The following is a 17,076-nucleotide window of genomic DNA, read 5'->3' as shown; positions in this document are numbered from 1 at the left end:
CCCTTCGCCCGAGCAGGTCCTAGGCTGGGCCGCATGAGAAAGACGCAGGTGGGCGGGGTGATCGGCCGGTGGATCCGGTCGCTGAACCGGGGGCAGGAGCTCTCGCACGAGGCGGCGCTGCGGCAGTCGGCAGTCCGGATGCGCGGGCGGCTGCTCCTCCACCCGGCGGAGGGGCCGTGGCAGGAGCTCGCCTACTGGGACCCGCTGCCGACCGCCCGGGAGATGGCCGACTCGGTGGGCCGCGGCCGTTGGGAGCAGCGCGGTTGGCTGAACGTGCCCGGCCCGTTCTACGCCGGCGAGACCGACAGCGGGCTGAACGGCCCGTACTACCTCCCCGAGCACGTGCTCTCCGACGACAGGCACTGCGAGTTCGTCCACCGCCAGCCCGTCAACCCGCGTGAAGTGGCCGCCCTGGTCGAGATCGCCCACGACGAGCCCCTGGGCGGCTACGCCTGGGACGGCGACCGGCACTGGACCCCGCAGGCGGTACGCGACTGGTGGGCCCGCCGGGACGAGGTCCGCGCCTGGATCGCCGACGAACTGCGACTGGGCGACGACGGCCGGAACGAACCGGACGCCCTGCGCCAGTACGCTGCCTACCTCGACGACGGGCTGGAGGCCTACCTGCGCGGCTACCTGTTCTGGCTCACCGAGCACCGCGAACCCCGCGTCGGCGAGGCACTACCGGAACTCTGACCCTCGGCGGCGGGCGCGAGGAGCGGGAAGTCGGCCGGACCCGCCACCCCGGGGCCCCTGCCGGTCGGCAGCGGGCGGACCGCCGTCCCAGACGAGCCGTGCCGCGAGGAGCGCGGACGGGATGTCGCCGATGGACCGTCATGTCCGTTTAGGGTGGCGCCCATGACCGACCCGCGCCCCACCTCGGCCTTCCACCGCGCCAACGCCGACCCGGCGAAAACCGACCGCTTGGTCGCCGCGCTGGACGCCCAAGCCGCCAACCCCGGGGTACGGCGCCTGCGCGCGTGGGCGCACGAGCGGCTCGCCGTACGCCCCGGCGAGCGCGCGCTGGACGTCGGCGCCGGCACCGGTTCGGAGACCCGGGTGCTCGCGGCGGCGGTCAGCCCGGAGGGCGGTGCGGCCGGCGGCAGCACGGGAAGCGCGATCGGCGTCGAACCGCACCCCGGTCTGCGGGCCGTCGCCGAGCGGCGCACCACCGAGGCCGACAGCCCGGCCCGCTTCCTGGACGGCGACGCGCAGGCGCTGCCGCTGCCCGACGGCGAGCTGGACGCGGTCTGGTGCGAGCGCGTTCTCCAGCACCTCACCGACCCGGCGAAGGCCGTCGCCGAGATGGCCCGGGTGCTGCGCCCGGGCGGCCGGGTCGCGCTGCTGGACACCGACTGGTCGACCTTCCTGCTGCACCCGGTGGCCCCGGAGGTCCGTCCCGCGCTGGCCGCCGTCGTCCAGGGCGCCGCCGCCCACCCGGAGGCCGGGCGCAGCCTCACGGGCTGGCTGGTCGAGGCCGGGCTGACCGTCGACACCCTCGGCGCCGACGTCCTCGTGCACGACCCCCACACGGTCGGCGGACCGATCCTCCGCGGTCTCGGTGCGGCGGCCGTCGGCCGGGGCCTGCTCACCGAGGAGCAGCGCGACCGGCTCTACGCCGACCTCGACGCGGCCGCCGCGCACGGGGCGTTCCACCTGTCGGTGACGATGTTCGCCGCGATCGCCCACCGGCCCCGCTGACCGGCCGCTCGAACGTTCTCCTGATCCTCAGGGCCCTCAAAGCCGGTGCAGCGCCGCCTCGCAGAGCCGGCACCGCTGCTGCTCCAGCTCGGGCGGGTACCACGGCTCGCCCGGCCGGGCGGGGCGGTAGTGGGCGTGCTCCATCGGCGCGGTGTCCAGCCCGCAGAGGGTGCGCGCCTGCGGGTCCTCCGGGACGTCCGGGTCCTGGCCGGCGGCGTGCACCGCGACCACGCCCGGCCCGACGCCCTCGGGGCCGAGGGCCTGGTCCGGGGCCAGTTCGAAGAGGACGACGATCGCAGCCACGGTCCCACCGTGGCGGGCGGCGGCCGTCCGCGCATTTCGATCTTCACCCCGCCGGGGCCGTCCGGCACCGGATTGCCGGCGTCGTGAACCTGCCAAAGCAGTGGCCGCGTGCTCCAAGATGACAAGCGCACCACTCGCACGACTCGCACGACCGACCGGACCAACCGGACGACTCCGGACCGACTGGACCCCAAGGAGCCACACCATGGGCATCGCACGTCGTGAACTCCTCAGCTGGGGCGCGGGATTCGGCGCCGCCGCCCTCGGAGGCCTCGCCCTCCCGGGCAGCGCCTCGGCCTCCCCCTCCGCCGCCGCCTCGACCACCCCGCGCGGGCTGCCGACCGACAGCTGGATGAGCCGCCTGAACGGCAGCACCTCCCTCCTGGACCTCACCATCCCCGGCACCCACGACTCCTGCTGCGAGAACCCCGCCTACGGCACCGAGTGGTCGCACACCCAGAACTGGGGCCTCCCCCAGCAGTTGACCGAGGGCGTCCGCTTCCTCGACATCCGCTGCAACGGCCTCCAGGGCGCGCCCGACGAACTCGGGATCTACCACTCGGACAACTACCAGCACCTCCGGCTCCAGGACGTGCTCGACCAGTGCCGCTCCTTCCTCCGCTCGCACCCCGGCGAGACCGTCCTGATGCGCCTGCGCAACGAGCGCGCCGGCGGCCAGGCGCTCGACGACACCGAGTTCATGCGGCGGATCAACCACTACCTCGACGGGCTCGGCTACCGCGGCCTGTTCCACTTCTACGGCTGGCCGACCCTCGCCACCGCCCGGGGGAAGGTCGTCCTGATCGCCGACTTCACCAACCCGTGGGGCCTGATCGACTGGTCCAGCGGCGAGAACGGCTACTTCGACACCCAGGACCTCTGGCAGACCGGCGGCACCGACCCCCTGGGGACCAAGGGCCAGCGCATCGTCGCCCAGTTCGACAAGGCCTTCCTCAACCCGGGCTACTCGAAGATGTTCGTCAACTTCCTCTCGTACGCCGGTGGTTACTGGCCCAAGACCAGCTCTCAGACGTTGATGGACCGCAGCATCTACCCGTACCTGAACGCCCGCACCCAGCAGCGCGCCCGGTTCGGCATCGTGCCGATGGACTTCCCGGACTTCCACGTCAACGTGCTGCAGATGCTGATCGACAAGAACTTCGTCTAGGCACATCGGCAACGGCACCATCCCTCTCGGCCCCCTCGGCCCCCTCCCGCACCCGAGGGGGCCGAGACGCCGACCGCACGCCCTCGGGGCCGCCCTCCGCGAGACCCCGCGCACGCCCGTTCCGCATCAGCCCGGGGATGTAAACCCGTGGGCCAATGCCGGGTGACAGATCATCAATCCGCAGGCCGATGCCGCCCCCGCGCCCCCCGTGACAGCGTTCCGCGCATGGACACCACGCCGATGGACACGACGCCGACGGGCACCACGCCGATGGACAGCACGCCGATGGACAGCACGCCGACCGCCCGCCCCACCGGACCGAGCCGCCGCCGCATGCTCGGCGCCGCCCTCGCACTGGGCGCCGTCGCGCCGCTGGGCCTCGCCCACGCCGCCTCGGCCGCCCCCGCCTCCACCCCCGCTTCCTCCACGGGCACCGGCACCGGCCCCGGCTCCCCCGACCGCCTCACCCTGCCCGCGCCCACCGGCCCCTTCCCCGTGGGCATGGTGCCGCTGCACCTGCGCGACGAGGCCAGGCTCGACCCGAACGCCCGGCCCGGAAAGTTCCGCGAGCTGATGGCCACCGTCTGGTACCCGGCCCGGGCCTCGGCCGCCGACGCGTACCCGCTCGCCCCCTGGATGACCGACGGCGCCCTGAAGGCCTTCCTCGACGACGCCGGCTTCCCCCTCCCCCTCTCACTCGCCCCGCTCACCGCCGGCCACCAGGGCGCCCCCGTCCACCGGGCCGGCCGGCCGCTGCCCGTCATCGTCTACTCGCACGGCGCGGGCAGCCACCGCGCCGACCACACCATCGTGGTCCAGGAGTTGGCCAGCCACGGCTTCGCCGTCGTCACCGTCGACCACACCCACGACGGATTCACCGAGTTCCCCGACGGCACCGTCGTCACCCGGGACGGCGTCGCCCCGGGGCTGGCCCCCAAGGACTACGCCGCCGACCTGCTCTTCCTCCTCGACCGCGTCGTCGACCTCGCCAACGGCCGCAACCCCGACGTCGACGGCCGCACCCTGCCGACCGGCCTGCTCGGCAACCTGGACGCGCGGAACATGGGCGCCTTCGGCTGGTCCAAGGGCGGCACCGCCGTCGGCCTCGCCATGGTCGCCGACCAGCGCATCCGCGCCGGGCTCACCCTGGACGGGCGGATGGAGTCGAACCCCGCCATCACCACCGACATCGACCGGCCGTTCATGATGATGACCGCCCGCTACACCCGGGCCACCAGCCCGTTCATCGAGACCTTCTGGGGCCACCTGCGCGGCTGGCGCCTCGACGTCCAGGCCACCGGCGCCATCCACAGCTCCTACGGCGACAACATGACGCTGATCCCGCAGGCGGGCAAGCTGCTCGGCATGACCGAGCAGGACATCCAGTCCCAGGTCGGCACCCTCGACCCCGACCGCGGCGTCCTCGTCCAACAGGCCTACCCGCGCGCCTTCTTCGACCTCCACCTGCGGGGCCGGCACTGCGGCAACCTGCTCGACGGACCGTCGACGGCCTTCCCGGAGGTCGTCTACCACCCGTAGGCCCGGTACGGCGGGCGGCCGTCACGGGGGTACGGCCGCCCGCAAGGCCCGTAGACGCTCAACTCCCCTCCCTGGTCTTCGGGTTGACCGCACAGAAGTAGACCCGGCCAGTCTGCTTGTCGAAGTAGAAGCTCCCCGAGTACTGGGTCCGGGTGACCGACTCGTCGAAGGCCCTGCTGTGGAGCCACCTGGTCGGGCCACCCACCTCGGCGGCGATCTCCTCCGGGACACCGCAACCGATGGAGACCTCCTCCCACGTCCCGTTCACCGTGATCTCCGCCAGCGTCGCCGACTCGACCCGTGCCACCCCTTGCATACTCACGTCGGTCGGCCCGGGAACCCACGTCACGGAGTTCTGCGTCAGCACCCGACCGACCCACATCGCCGCCGACAGCGAACCCAGCTGCGGGAAACGGCGCTTCAGCAGTTCGGCGTCGGCCAGGCAGAATCCGCCGGTACAGCGGGCCCGAGGGCGGCCGGCCCCTCAGCACTGCACGACACGGCCCTTCTCGAAGCCGAGGTCGAGACGATCCTCGTCCGGCTTCCCGTCCCGCTGGACGGCCACCCGGTACTCCCCCTGGAGATTCCTCGGGATTGAGGCGGTGTAGACGGTGCGCCGGGCCCCGGCCAGGTCGACCGCGTACACCTGGCGGACCGGGAAGTCCCTTCCCTGGCACGACAGACGGTCGATCGTCTCACCGCTGGCCATCACCCGCACCACCCACCACGCCTTCCCGTCGCGTTCGCGCAGCCCCGGGTCCACGAAGACGCCGACGCCGGGAACCCGCCGCCCGGAGGTCTCCTCCACCGTCTCGCACCAACCCGCCATGACGCTCTCCGACGCGGCGCACAGACCCCCGGTCCGCTCCGCCTGCCAGATCAGCTCCGGCCCGTACCCGCCGTCGTACTCGACCAGCGTGAACCGATCACCCGCCGGCGCCGTCCCGTTCTCCTTCGCCGTCCGCAGGATCACCTGCTTCGAGCTCTCCGCAAACACCGGCCGGACCACGGGCGCCGACGTGACACCCTTGCCCGCCACCCCTCCGGCCCCACCCCCGCTGCACGCACTGGCAGCACACACCAGACCCACGAGAACAGCGCTCACCCTCATGGAACGTCCCACCACGTGACTCATCCCCCCATACGCATTGCTCAAGACTTCGCCATGGCACCGCCGACCGGACGGCCCCAGTCTTCTCGGCCTGCCGGATCAGCGCCGGGCGAACCACGCTCTGACGATCAGCAGGAGGCCCGCCAGCAGGACCACCCCCTCCCGCGACTTCGGGAAGCCCCGCACAGCACGGTCACCCGTTCCTCCCCCTGTGGCCCGGGCCGCCGCCTCACCCGCCGTGCACCGCCCTCGCCCGCCCGGTCAGCACCGCGCCGGGCCGGCGACCCGATCCATGTTGAGCGTCACGCGGTCCTCGGCCGGCTGCCCGTCCCGTCGGACGGCCACCCGGTACTCGCCCTGGAGTCCGCGCGGTATCGACACCGTGTAGACGGTGTGGAGCACGCCGTCGACCGTGACCTCGTACGCCCTCCGTGCCGGAAAGCTCCGCCCCTGGCACATGACCCGATCGACCGTCTCACCGCTGGACAGCAGCATGACCGACCACTTCCCCTCGTGGAGGGCGGCGCCGATGAAGGTTCCGACCCCCGGGTTCGGCCTCGCGGCGATGTCCGCGAGCGGAATACAGGGACCCGAGCTACGCGACGATCCCGAACAGACCGCGCCGGTCCCCTTCGCCCGCCAGATCAGCTCCGGGCCGTACCCGCTGTCGTACCGAACCTCCGTGGCCTCGCCACCGGCCGGAGCCCAGCCGTTCTCCTCGGCCAATCGCAGGATCCGCCGCCTCTCGACCTCCGAGAGCGTCGCCCCTTCCTCGCCGAGCGGCCACGCGACCTCGGCCGCCACCCCACCGGACGCGGCGCCCGCCGACGCCCCGCCGTGCCCACCGGACGCCCCGGTGCACGCACTGGCGCCACACAACAACCCCACCAGTACCATCCGGAACACCACCGAACGTCCCACCACGCGAATCGCCTCCCCCACCGAAGACCGGTCTCCTGCTCATCCCTCTGCGTACGTCAGGCTGCCCGTTCCGTTCTTCCTGCAGGTAGATCTGGCAGCCATGCCCTCTGTCGTAGTTCCGCAAGGTCACGAGAACCCCCACCCCGGCATCATCGACGCTCCCAGTCTTCCAGGTCCCTTGGTCCTCGCCGAGCGGTCCGGCGCCCGCCGCGGGCTCCTTGAAACAAGGGGACCAGGAACATCAGAGCGACGAGGGCCTTCACAGGAGCTCCCGGACAACCAAAACGTGGCTCCCCGTCCGGTCGCCGTCAGGCCACCGCCGCGGCCCCTCGCCGAGCGCCTCGTGCGTTCGGTGGGGGGCCGCGGTGGTGTTCGGAGGGCGGGGCGGGTCAGACGCGGCGGCCCTCGGTGGGGGTGGCGGGGACGGCCGTGGGGGCGGTGGTGCTGCCGGCCTTGGCGCCGAGGGCGCGTTCGACCTTGGCGACGGCGGTGCGGTACTCCATGGAGGCGGCCTGTTCGTTGCTGCCCTGGCGTTCGAAGTAGCCGAAGGCCATGGCCACCGTGCCGAAGCGTTCGATGCCGACGTAGCCGTTGAGTCGGACGCCGGCCAGGGTGCCGTCGAGGTGGACGGCGGGGGCGTCCTTGCGGTCGCCGAGGGTGACCGGGCTGACGGTGAAGGTCACGGTGTCGCTGGGGCCGGCGTTGAAGGTGATGGTGTGGCAGGTCTTCAGGGCGTCGGCGGCGGAGTTGAAGTCGGTGGCGAGCTGGTCGGACGGCTCGGCCGCGAGGGCCTGGGTGACCATCGGGTTGCCGTTCGGGCCGTCGAGTTCGGTCTCGGCGCGCGGGATCGCCGCGCCCGGCCGGGTGACGTACATGTTGATCAGGGCGCTGAGCGCGTCGCATCCGGTCACCGGGTTCGACGGGCTCGCGCTGGGGCTCGCGCCGGCGCTGGGGCTGGGGCTCTGGGTCGCCGGGGACTCGGTCCAGCCGGGGCCGAGGTCGGCCGCGGTCAGCAGGGCCGACTTCAGCTGGTCGGCGGAGGGCAGTGGCTGGGCGGTTGCGGCGGACGCCGGGAGGGCGGCCGGGCCCAGGGCGACCGCCACGACGACGGCCGCGGCGGTGAGGGCGTGGAAGGGCCTGGTCAGAGACATACGGGTCCCCCGGTCGAGAGTTCGGGAAGGGACAGGCCACCAGTGTCCCACCGGGGGCGGGGCCGGGCGCGCGGGCGGGGATCGGCGCAGGTCAGGGCCGGTCGGAGGCCGCGGAAGCGTCGGAGGGGCCGGCCGGGCGGGAGGGCTCGGCCGGCAGGGTGTCGAGGGTCTCGGCGAGCCACTGCACCCAGAAGCTCTCCAGTCCGATGCCGGCCCGCAGCACCGCGTGCTGGAGCCGGTTCTCCTCGTCCGCCCGCTCGGCCGGGAAGTCGCGCCGCTCGATCTCCCGGTAGTCGGCCAACTGCTGGCGGTGCAGGGCGAGATGGCGTTCCAGCTCGGCCGTCAGGCCGTCCGTGCCGACCACCGCGGCCGCCCGCAGCCGCAGCAGCAGGGGCTCCCGGACGGCGCGCGGAGCGGCGCCCTCGGCGGTCCAGCGGGCCAGTTCGGCGCGGCCCTCCGGGAGCACCTCGTACTCCTTCTTCTGCCCGCGCACCGGTGCCTCCGGCCGGAGGGCCCGGATCTGTCCGGAGGCCTCCAGCCGGCCCAGTTCGCGGTAGATCTGCTGGTGGGTGGCGGGCCAGAAGAAGCCGATCGACCGGTCGAACCGCCTGGTCAGCTCCAGCCCCGAGGACGGTTTCTCCAGCAGGGCGGTGAGGATGGCGTGCGGCAGCGACATGCCGTCGATCGTACGGGGAGCGGGCAGGGGACGAACGGGGCGAAGGCGGGGTACGGGCGCGCGGGACGGGCCGGGCTCAGCCCCGGGCGGGCGCGGGGGCGTGCCGGTCGAGTACGGCGCGCAGCCGGTCGGGGTCGGCGGTGCCGCGCTTGGGCAGGACGGCCAGGCAGGAGTTGTTCTTGTCGTTGCTCAGCAGGACGAACAGCCCCGGGGTCTCCACGTGGTGCGGGACCGCCTGCCAGGTCAGGGTGCTGGTGGAGTGGCGGTTGGTGATGGTCACGCCGGACGCTGCCACGGTGGCGGTGAACTCGCCCTTGTCGGCGGTCAACTTGTGGAACTGGCCGGCCTGCAGCCGGGGCAGCCAGAGGAGCAGGGCCAGCGCGGCGGGCACCATGAACACCGGCGGGAAGCCGATGCCCTTGCCGGTGGAGAGGTCGAGCGCGGCGATGAGCGGGCCGCAGACGACGAGCAGGTACAGGAACGCCCGCTGGCGCCGGCCCGCGCGCGTCGCCCGGGACCGGGCGGCCAGGGCCTCCCGGAAGTCCGCCACCGTGGGCATGTACGCCAACTCGACCCGCTCGTCCGCCGCCGGCTCGTCCGCCATCGGCGCGTACGCCGTCTCGCCCTGCTCGTCCATCGGCCTGCTCTCCCCTGTGATCCGCTCCACGCCCCGCGCGCCGTGATCCGCGCTGCGACCTGCGGATACTAGCAACGGCCCCCGGGCGGACGGCGAGTGGTTTTCGGTCGGCACCCCCGCTCGCGGCGGGGGCGCCGACCGTGCGGGACGCGGGGGCACCGACCGTACGGAACGCGAGGGCTCAGAGCGCCGCGGCGAGCTCGGTGCCCTGCTTGATGGCGCGCTTGGCGTCCAGTTCGGCGGCCACGTCGGCGCCGCCGATCAGGTGCACCGGCAGGCCGCGCTCGCGCAGCGCCTCGTACAGGTCGCGGCGCGGCTCCTGGCCGGTGCAGAGCACGACGGTGTCCACGGGCAGCAGTTGGCGCTCGCCGTCCACCGTGATGTGCAGACCGGCGTCGTCGATCAGGTCGTAGGTGACGCCGGGGACCATCACCACGCCGCGGTGCTTGAGCTCGGTGCGGTGGATCCAGCCGGTGGTCTTGCCGAGGCCGGCGCCGACCTTGCTGGTCCTGCGCTGGAGCAGGTGGACGCTGCGCGGGGGCTTCGGCCGCTCCGGGGCGCGCAGGCCGCCGCGCTCGCGGTACTCCGGGTCGATGCCCCACTTCGCCTGGAACACCGGCGGGTTGAGGCTCGCCGCGTCGCCCGGGTCGGTGAGGAACTCGGCCACGTCGAAGCCGATGCCGCCGGCGCCGAGGATGGCGACCCGCTCGCCGACCGGCGCGCCGTCGCGCAGCACGTCGAGGTAGCCGAGCACGCTGGGGTGGTCGATTCCCGGGATGTCGGCGGGAGTTTGCGGGGTGACGCCGGTGGCGAGGACGAGCTCGTCGTGGCCCTGCCCGGCCAGCTGCTCGGCGGTGACGGTCGCGCCGAGCCGCAGCGTGACGCCCAACTCGGCCAACCGGGTGCGGAAGTAGCGCAGCGTCTCGTCGAACTCCTCCTTGCCGGGGATGCGCCGGGCGATGTTCAGCTGCCCGCCGATCGCCTCGGCGGCGTCGTACAGGGTGACGTCGTGGCCGCGCTCGGCGGCGGAGACGGCGAAGGCGAGGCCGGCCGGGCCCGCCCCGACGACGCCGATCCGCTTGCGCGACTTCGTTGCCCCGAGGACGAGTTCGGTCTCGTGGCAGGCGCGCGGGTTGACCAGGCAGGAGGTGATCTGGAGGTTGAAGGTGTGGTCGAGGCAGGCCTGGTTGCAGCCGATGCAGGTGTTGATGGCCTCGGCGCGGTCGTCCCGGGCCTTGGCGACGAAGTCGGCGTCGGCGAGCAGCGGGCGGGCCATCGAGACCAGGTCCGCGCTGCCCTCGGCGAGCAACTGCTCGGCGATCTCGGGGGTGTTGATGCGGTTGGTGGTGACCAGCGGGATGCCGACCTTGCCCATCACCTTCTTCGTCACCCAGCCGAAGGCGCCGCGCGGCACCGAGGTGGCGATGGTGGGGATGCGGGCCTCGTGCCAGCCGATGCCGGTGTTGATGATGGTCGCCCCGGCGGCCTCGACGGCCTGGGCGAGCCGCACGACCTCGTCGAGGGTGGAGCCGCCGGGCACCAGGTCGAGCATGGAGAGGCGGTAGACGATGATGAAGTCCTCGCCGACCCGCTCGCGGACCCGGCGGACGATCTCCACCGGGAAGCGCATCCGCCGCTCGTACGTGCCGCCCCACTCGTCCTCGCGGTGATTGGTCGCGGCGACGATGAACTCGTTGACCAGGTAGCCCTCGGAGCCCATGATCTCGACGCCGTCGTACCCGGCGCGGCGGGCGAGTTCGGCGCAGCGGGCGAAGTCCTCGATGGTCTGCTCGACCTGCTCGGCGGTGAGCGCGTTGGGCGTGAAGGGGCTGATCGGGGCCTGGATCGCGCTGGGGGCGACCAGGTCGCGGTGGTAGGCGTAGCGGCCGAAGTGCAGGATCTGGAGGGCGATCCTGCCGCCGGCGGCGTGCACCGCGTCGGTGACCACGCGGTGCCGGTCGGCCTCCTCCTCGGTGGTCAGCATCGCGCCGCCCTCCCAGGGGCGCCCGGCCTCGTTGGGGGCGATGCCGCCGGTGACGATCAGGCCGACGCCGCCGCGGGCCCGCTCGGCGTAGAAGGCGGCCATCCGCTCGTAGCCGCCGGGGGCCTCCTCCAGGCCGACGTGCATCGAGCCCATGATCACGCGGTTGGGCAGGGTGGTGAAGCCGAGGTCGAGCGGGCTGAGCAGGTGCGGGTAGCGGTTGCTGCCGGGGTGGGCGCTCATCGACGTCTCCTGGGGCGCGGGCGGGGAGTGGACCGGGGAGTGGACCGGGGGCGTTGTGGACCGGGGGCGTTGTTACCGCAGGGTAGGGGACGGGCGGCGGGGTATGCAACTAGTTGCATAAGGCTCTCCAGGGTCGCCGGGAGAGCCCTCCGGATGGCTCGAACACGGCGCCGGGGACCGACCGGACGCGTATCGTCGTGTCCCGGACATCGCGGGGGCGTCGCGGGGGGACATCGCATCGCGGGGACGCCGCGGACTCGAAGCTCGGGACTCAGGAGAGGAGCGACCGTGCGCGGTGGCTCGGTGGCCGTGGTCGGGGGCAGCATCGCCGGGAGCGCCTTCGCCGGCGCGGCCGCCCGGCTCGGCGCGGAACGGGTGGTGGTGCTGGAACGCAGCCCCGGGCACCTGGAGGACCGCGGCGTGGGGCTGTGCACCCACAACGACCGCTTCGACGAACTGGTCCGGGCCGGACACCTCGACGCGGACACCCGCCGCCACCGCCTCACCGTCCGCCGCTGGGTCGCCCGGGGCGCGGCCGGCGAGGGCGACGGGCGGGACGGCTGCGGGCGACTGCTCTGGGCCCAGCCCTTCCCGTTCCACTCGCACCACTGGGGCGTGCTCTGGCAGGCCCTGCGTGAACGGATGCCCGAGCAGGTCGAGTTCCGGCTGGGTGCCACCGTGACGGCCGTCGGCAACGAGCCGGGCGGGGGCGAACCGGACGGCGGTGGGTCGGAGGGCCCCCAGGCTGAGGCTGACGGCCCCCGGGCCGAGGCCGACGGCGCCTGGGTCGAGACGGACGGCGGCCGCGAGACGTACGACCTGGTGATCGGCGCCGACGGCTACCGCTCGGTGGTCCGCGAGGCCGTCTGCCCGCAGGCCGAGCCCGAGTACGCCGGGTACGTGTGCTGGCGAGGCAGCTACGACGCCGCCCTGCTGGCCGAGCTGCCCGGCGGCGCGGCGCCCTGGCCGGAGGAGCAGTGCATCACCGCCTGCTACCCCGGCGGCCAGGTGGTGATCTACCGCATCCCCGGGGTCGCGCCCGGCCGCACCCAGGTGAACTGGGTCTTCTACGCCCCCACCCCCGCCTGGCTGCGCCTGGACGGCCCGACCAGCATCCCGGCGGGCAGCCTCACCGACCCGCAGGTGGACGAGCTGCGCCGGCTCGCCGAGCGGTACCTGCCGCCGTACTGGGCCGGCCTGGTCACCCTGACCCCGCGCGAACGGACCTTCCTCCAGCCGGTCTACGACCTGGCGGCCCCGGCCCGGACGGCCGGACGGCTGCTGATCGGCGGGGACGCGGCCACCGTGGTGCGCCCGCACAACACCAGCGGCGCGGTGAAGGCGATCCAGGACGCCCACGCCTTCGAGCTGGCCGGGCGGGAGGCCGGCTCCTGGGCAGCTCTGCTGGCCGCCTACGACCGCGAACGGACGGCGGCCGGGCGGGAGTTGGTGGAGCTGGGCCGCACCCTGGGCCGGGCCCAGGTCACCGCGGCGCCGGACTGGTCGGGGATGGACGAACCGGCCATGACCGCCTGGTGGCACCACCAGTTCACCGGCGGCGGGGGTTTCGGCGGCCACGCGCTCGGCCGTACCGACTGAGCGCGTGGCCGTGACTGCCGAACCCCGGTCGACCCGCTTCGGGCGAAGGGGCGTTGACCACTACCGACTGGCGACGGTCAGACGTTGACGCCGTAGTCGGTCGCGATGCCGCGCAGGCCGGAGGCGTAGCCCTGGCCGATGGCGCGGAACTTCCACTCGTTGCCGTTGCGGTACAGCTCGCCGAAGACCATCGCGGTCTCGGTCGAGGCGTCCTCGGTCAGGTCGTAGCGCGCGATCTCCAGGCCGTTGGCCTGGTTGACGATCCGGATGAACGCGTTGCGCACCTGGCCGAAGTTCTGCAGCCGGGCGTCGGCGTCGTAGATCGACACCGGGAAGACCACCTTGGCCACGTCGGCCGGGACGCGGTCCAGGTCGACCTTGATCTGCTCGTCGTCCCCGTCTCCGCCGCCGGTCAGGTTGTCGCCGCTGTGCTCGACCGAACCCTCGGGGCTGCGGAGGTTGTTGAAGAAGACGAAGTGCTGGTCCGAGACCACCTTGCCCAGCGCGTTGCACAGCAGCGCACTGGCGTCCAGGTCGTAGTCGGCCCCGGTGGTGGTGCGCACGTCCCAGCCGAGACCGACGATCACGGCGCTCAGACCGGGCGCCTCCTTGCTCAGCGAGACGTTGCCGCCCTTGGCCAGCGAAACTCCCACAATGCCCTCCTCTGATCTCTCCCTGTGGACGAATCTACAACACTGTAGAGATCACGAGAATCCGTCTGCAGGCGGGCCCACCCCGGGAATTTCTCCGGGTCGCACACGGGAACCCTGCGCGGGAACCGCCGCCGGCCCGGCCAGGGCGTCACCGCACGGCGTCGATCTCGATCCGCAGCGCACCGTTCTCGGCCGTCGCCCTGCGGCCCCAGCCCAGCAGCAGGCCCAGCACCTCGCGCTCGGCGGCCGGGAGCCGGGCCAGGTCCACCTGCTCGATCTCCCGGACCAGCGCGGCCATCGACGGCTGCCGGATCCGGCTGCTGAAGTCGAGGTCCGGCTCGTGGCGGGCGAGGGTGGGCAGGGTCCGCGCACCCAGACGGCGCAGGGCGGCCCGCAGGGCGCCGCCGTCGACCCAGGCCTCCAGCCGCCCGGGCTGCGGCGCCGGGCCGGCCCCGCGCCCCGTCCTCACCTTGACCGGCACCCGGCACAGGCCGAGGACGTACTCGTCCTCGGCCACCTCCTCGTCCGGCCCGTACGGCCGCAGGCCGCCCGCTGTGCTCCGCATGCCGAGCACCCTAGCGACCTCCCGCCCTAGACTGGCAGTGGATTTCCCCTCGTCCGCTCTTCACCCCTTCCCCCTCGTCGGCTCGCCGCCGTCTCCCCTCGTCGCAGGCCCGGTCGCCGGAGGTCCCGATGCGCCAGCGGTACAGCTTCCACCTCGACCAGGGCGGGCACTCGGTGACCGTCAACGTCCGGTCCGGCTGGATCACCGAGACCGAGCTGCTGGTCGACGGCAAGGAGTGCGACTTCCACCGGGTCCACGGGCACGGCGACTATCCGCTGACCCTCACCGCCCAGGTCGCCGAGGAGCCGCCGACCCCGCCGAGGCCGCTCGCGGTGCGGCTGGACCGCACCGGCCTGGCCGAGCACCCGCTCTCCTGCGTCCTGGAGCTGTCCGGCGCCCAGCACCCGATGCCCGAGCGCACGGCGCGCTGATTCCGCTTCCTCCACACGGCCGCGCCCATCCACGGCTGCCGCGCCAAGCCGTGGAGCCGCAGGAACGGAGCGGACACGTGCCGGTACGGCGCTCAGCCGGGCCGGCCCCACGCGCTGCCGCGCTACCGCGCCTCCTCGACGATCTCCTCGACCGCCTTCCGGGCGCGCTCGGCGTCCTCCGTGACCAGCCCGATCCTGGTGCGGCGGTCGAGCACGTCGGCCGCGTCCAGCGCGCCCTCGTGGCTGACGGCGTAGGCGATCTCGGCGCGGGTCACGTCCAGGCCCTCGGCGATCGGCGTCAACTCCCCGGCCGCCAGCACCTCGTGGGCCGCGCCGCCGTGGCGGGCGAGCAGTGAGGCGGGCACCCGCCCGGCGGTTCCGCCCTCCGGGACCCCGGCGGGCAGCGGGCGGCTGTCCCCGTGGCCGGGGGCGCCGACCAGCGGCAGCCGGGCCGTCCAGCAGGCGCGGGCGGGCAGGCCGCGCAGCCGGACGGCGGTGTCCACCGCGTCCTCGGCCATCCGGCGGTAGGTGGTGAGCTTGCCGCCGACCACGGTGATCACCCCGGACGGGCTCTCCAGCACCGCGTGCTCGCGGGAGATGTCGGCGGTGCTGCCGTCCCCGGTGTCGATCAGCGGGCGCAGCCCGGCGTAGGCGCCGATCACGTCCGCCCTGGTCAGGGCGGTGGCGAGGGCGGCGTTGACGGTGTCGAGGAGGAAGGAGCGCTCGGCCTCGGTGGGCTGCGGCTCGTCCGGGATCGGGCCCGGGGCGTCCTCGTCGGTCAGGCCGATCGCGACCCGGCCGAGCTGCTGCGGGAGGGCGAAGACGAAGCGGCTGGTGGAGCCGGGCACCGGCACGGTGAGGGCGGCGGTCGGGTTGCCGAGGGCCTTCGCGTCCACCAGCAGGTGGGTGCCCCGGCTGGGCCGGAGCCGGATCGAGGTGTCCACCTCGCCCGCCCAGACGCCGGTGGCGTTGACCACCGCGCCGGCCCGGACGGCGAGTTCCCGCCCGGTCAGGGTGTCGACCAGCCGGGCCGAGGTGCCGGTGACCTGCTCGGCGCGCACCCTGGTCAGCACGCTGGCACCGTACTGCGCGGCGGTCCGGGCCAGTGCGACCACCAGCCGGGCGTCGTCCACGAGTTGGCCGTCGTGGGCGACCAGCGCGCCGCGCAGCCCGTCCGTCCGCACGCCCGGCACCAGCCGGCGGGTCCGGTCGGCGTCGATCCGGCGCACCCGGGGCAGCAGCGCGCCCGGGGTGCCGGCCGTCAGGCGCAGCGCGTCCCCGGCGTGGAAGCCGGTACGGATCAGCGCGGCCTGGCCGGGGCGCAGCAGGTCCGGGAGCAGCGGCACCAGTTGGGGCAGTGCGCGGATCAGGTGCGGGGCGGTGCGGGTCATCAGCACGCCGCGCTCCACCGCGCTCTCCCGAGCCACCTTGATCCGCCCGGAGGCGAGGTAGCGCAGGCCGCCGTGCACCAGCTTGGAACTCCAGCGGCTCGTCCCGAAGGCGAGGTCACGGGCCTCGACCAGCACCGTGCGCAGGCCGCGCGAGGCCGCGTCCAGGGCCACTCCGGCGCCGGTGACGCCGCCGCCGATGACCAGGAGGTCGATCCGGGCGTCGTCGCCGAGCACCTCCAGCTCCGCCGCCCTTCGGACGGCGTTGAGCCGGGAGGTCCCGGCGTGCGGACCGGTGTACGGGCCCGCGTGCGAACCGGAGGACGGACCGGCGTGCGAGCTGGAGTGCGGACCGGCGTGCGGGCCTGCGGTGGGGGTCATGGCGCGAGGTATCCGTTCAGTGCTCTGGCCAGTTCGCGCCGCCAGGCCGCCTCGGGCAGCAGGGAGGCGACCATGCGGTGCGACTGGACGGTGGACTGGGCTGTCAGCAGGACCATGGCGGCCAGTTCGAGCGGCTCGCCGGCCCGGATCGAGCCGTGCGCCTGGCCCTGCTCGATGCCGGTGCGCAGTGCCTCCAGCAGGCCGCGCTGGCTGGCGCCGAGCCGCTCGACGACGTACTCGAGCAGCAGGTCGGAGTCGTCGGAGCGCAGCAGCGCGCCGATCACCGGGTGGTCGCGCAGCCGGACGGCGATCTCCACGGTCCGTTCGACGAAGGCCTCCCGGTCCCGGCCGGTCGGCACGGCGGCCTCCAGGGTGGCCAGGATCTCCCGGGTGAGCAGCGCGCCGATCACCGCCCGGACGTCCGGCCAGCGGCGGTAGACGGTAGGCCGGCTGACCCCGGCACGGCGGGCGATCTCGGCGAGCTGGGTGCGGCGCACGCCGAGATGGACCATCAGGTCGGCGGCGGCGTCCAGGATCGCGTCGTCGGTGCTGCGGGCCCCCGGGACCTGGCCGGTGCCCCCGTGGGTCTGGCCCGGCGTCTCGGGCTCGTCGTTACTACTTGACATGA

At 73.7% G+C, this 17,076-nt stretch carries 18 protein-coding genes; 6 read left to right on the top strand and 12 right to left on the bottom strand.

Going from position 1 to position 17,076, the window contains the following annotated elements; all coding sequences use genetic code 11:
• The first annotated feature begins 33 nt into the window (after positions 1-33).
• On the top strand, positions 34-696 hold the full coding sequence (locus ACFRQN_RS04605; protein ID WP_380738193.1) for a ferredoxin: 663 nt from the start codon (positions 34-36) through the stop codon (positions 694-696).
• Positions 697-858: 162 nt separating this feature from the next.
• The gene (locus ACFRQN_RS04600) at positions 859-1,701 is read left to right on the top strand and encodes a methyltransferase domain-containing protein (RefSeq protein WP_380738191.1); all 843 of its coding nucleotides are present in this window, start codon (positions 859-861) and stop codon (positions 1,699-1,701) included.
• A 36-nt stretch (positions 1,702-1,737) separates the two neighbouring features.
• Here the strand turns inward: ACFRQN_RS04600 and ACFRQN_RS04595 are convergent, their stop codons facing one another.
• Positions 1,738-2,004 (bottom strand): hypothetical protein, encoded by a 267-nt coding sequence (locus tag ACFRQN_RS04595; RefSeq protein WP_053111985.1) that lies wholly within the window; start codon positions 2,002-2,004, stop codon positions 1,738-1,740.
• Between the two features lie 205 nt (positions 2,005-2,209).
• Between ACFRQN_RS04595 and ACFRQN_RS04590 the strand changes: the two genes are divergently transcribed.
• A complete protein-coding gene (locus ACFRQN_RS04590; protein WP_074004117.1) occupies positions 2,210-3,172 on the top strand; it encodes a phosphatidylinositol-specific phospholipase C in 963 nt (320 codons plus the stop codon).
• Positions 3,173-3,397: 225 nt separating this feature from the next.
• A complete protein-coding gene (locus ACFRQN_RS04585) occupies positions 3,398-4,711 on the top strand; it encodes an alpha/beta hydrolase family protein (RefSeq protein ID WP_380738189.1) in 1,314 nt (437 codons plus the stop codon).
• Between the two features lie 58 nt (positions 4,712-4,769).
• Here the strand turns inward: ACFRQN_RS04585 and ACFRQN_RS04580 are convergent, their stop codons facing one another.
• The 7 genes from ACFRQN_RS04580 to ACFRQN_RS04550 all read right to left on the bottom strand — a co-directional run bounded on the left by ACFRQN_RS04580 (position 4,770) and on the right by ACFRQN_RS04550 (position 11,431).
• Positions 4,770-5,018: a hypothetical protein gene (locus ACFRQN_RS04580; protein WP_380738187.1), complete on the bottom strand. Its 249-nt coding sequence runs from the start codon at positions 5,016-5,018 to the stop codon at positions 4,770-4,772.
• A gap of 177 nt (positions 5,019-5,195) precedes the next feature.
• Positions 5,196-5,684, bottom strand: coding sequence for a hypothetical protein (locus ACFRQN_RS04575; protein ID WP_380738185.1), 489 nt, complete (start codon positions 5,682-5,684; stop codon positions 5,196-5,198).
• Between the two features lie 399 nt (positions 5,685-6,083).
• Positions 6,084-6,764, bottom strand: a complete 681-nt coding sequence (locus tag ACFRQN_RS04570) for a hypothetical protein (protein WP_380738183.1) — start codon at positions 6,762-6,764, stop codon at positions 6,084-6,086.
• Positions 6,765-7,132: 368 nt separating this feature from the next.
• Positions 7,133-7,894 (bottom strand): hypothetical protein, encoded by a 762-nt coding sequence (locus ACFRQN_RS04565; RefSeq protein ID WP_380738181.1) that lies wholly within the window; start codon positions 7,892-7,894, stop codon positions 7,133-7,135.
• 91 nt (positions 7,895-7,985) lie between these two features.
• On the bottom strand, positions 7,986-8,570 hold the full coding sequence (locus tag ACFRQN_RS04560; protein ID WP_380738179.1) for a PadR family transcriptional regulator: 585 nt from the start codon (positions 8,568-8,570) through the stop codon (positions 7,986-7,988).
• Positions 8,571-8,646: 76 nt separating this feature from the next.
• Positions 8,647-9,207, bottom strand: coding sequence for a YcxB family protein (locus ACFRQN_RS04555; RefSeq protein WP_380738177.1), 561 nt, complete (start codon positions 9,205-9,207; stop codon positions 8,647-8,649).
• Between the two features lie 181 nt (positions 9,208-9,388).
• Positions 9,389-11,431: an FAD-dependent oxidoreductase gene (locus ACFRQN_RS04550; protein WP_380738175.1), complete on the bottom strand. Its 2,043-nt coding sequence runs from the start codon at positions 11,429-11,431 to the stop codon at positions 9,389-9,391.
• A gap of 288 nt (positions 11,432-11,719) precedes the next feature.
• Between ACFRQN_RS04550 and ACFRQN_RS04545 the strand changes: the two genes are divergently transcribed.
• Complete coding sequence (locus ACFRQN_RS04545; RefSeq protein ID WP_380738173.1) at positions 11,720-13,030, top strand: FAD-dependent monooxygenase; 1,311 nt, start codon at positions 11,720-11,722, stop codon at positions 13,028-13,030.
• 77 nt (positions 13,031-13,107) lie between these two features.
• Here the strand turns inward: ACFRQN_RS04545 and ACFRQN_RS04540 are convergent, their stop codons facing one another.
• Positions 13,108-13,683: a TerD family protein gene (locus ACFRQN_RS04540; protein ID WP_049650185.1), complete on the bottom strand. Its 576-nt coding sequence runs from the start codon at positions 13,681-13,683 to the stop codon at positions 13,108-13,110.
• Between the two features lie 148 nt (positions 13,684-13,831).
• On the bottom strand, positions 13,832-14,248 hold the full coding sequence (locus ACFRQN_RS04535; protein WP_380738171.1) for a hypothetical protein: 417 nt from the start codon (positions 14,246-14,248) through the stop codon (positions 13,832-13,834).
• 128 nt (positions 14,249-14,376) lie between these two features.
• On the opposite strand from ACFRQN_RS04535, the gene ACFRQN_RS04530 reads away from it, so the two are divergent.
• Complete coding sequence (locus tag ACFRQN_RS04530) at positions 14,377-14,679, top strand: hypothetical protein (protein WP_380738169.1); 303 nt, start codon at positions 14,377-14,379, stop codon at positions 14,677-14,679.
• A 122-nt stretch (positions 14,680-14,801) separates the two neighbouring features.
• Here ACFRQN_RS04530 and ACFRQN_RS04525 read toward each other — a convergent pair whose 3' ends face one another.
• Entirely contained in the window at positions 14,802-16,448 is a 1,647-nt protein-coding gene (locus tag ACFRQN_RS04525; protein ID WP_380738167.1) for a glycerol-3-phosphate dehydrogenase/oxidase, read from the bottom strand.
• Complete coding sequence (locus tag ACFRQN_RS04520; protein ID WP_117490631.1) at positions 16,445-17,074, bottom strand: TetR/AcrR family transcriptional regulator; 630 nt, start codon at positions 17,072-17,074, stop codon at positions 16,445-16,447. Before ACFRQN_RS04520 ends, ACFRQN_RS04525 begins: the two co-directional genes overlap by 4 nt.
• Between the last annotated feature and the right edge of the window lie 2 nt (positions 17,075-17,076).

This window comes from Kitasatospora sp. NPDC056800, assembly GCF_042789775.1.
In the GTDB taxonomy this organism is placed as follows: Bacteria; Actinomycetota; Actinomycetes; order Streptomycetales; family Streptomycetaceae; genus Kitasatospora.
The sequence above is the reverse complement of the archived record's forward strand: the minus strand, read 5'-3'. Positions and strand labels throughout refer to the sequence as shown.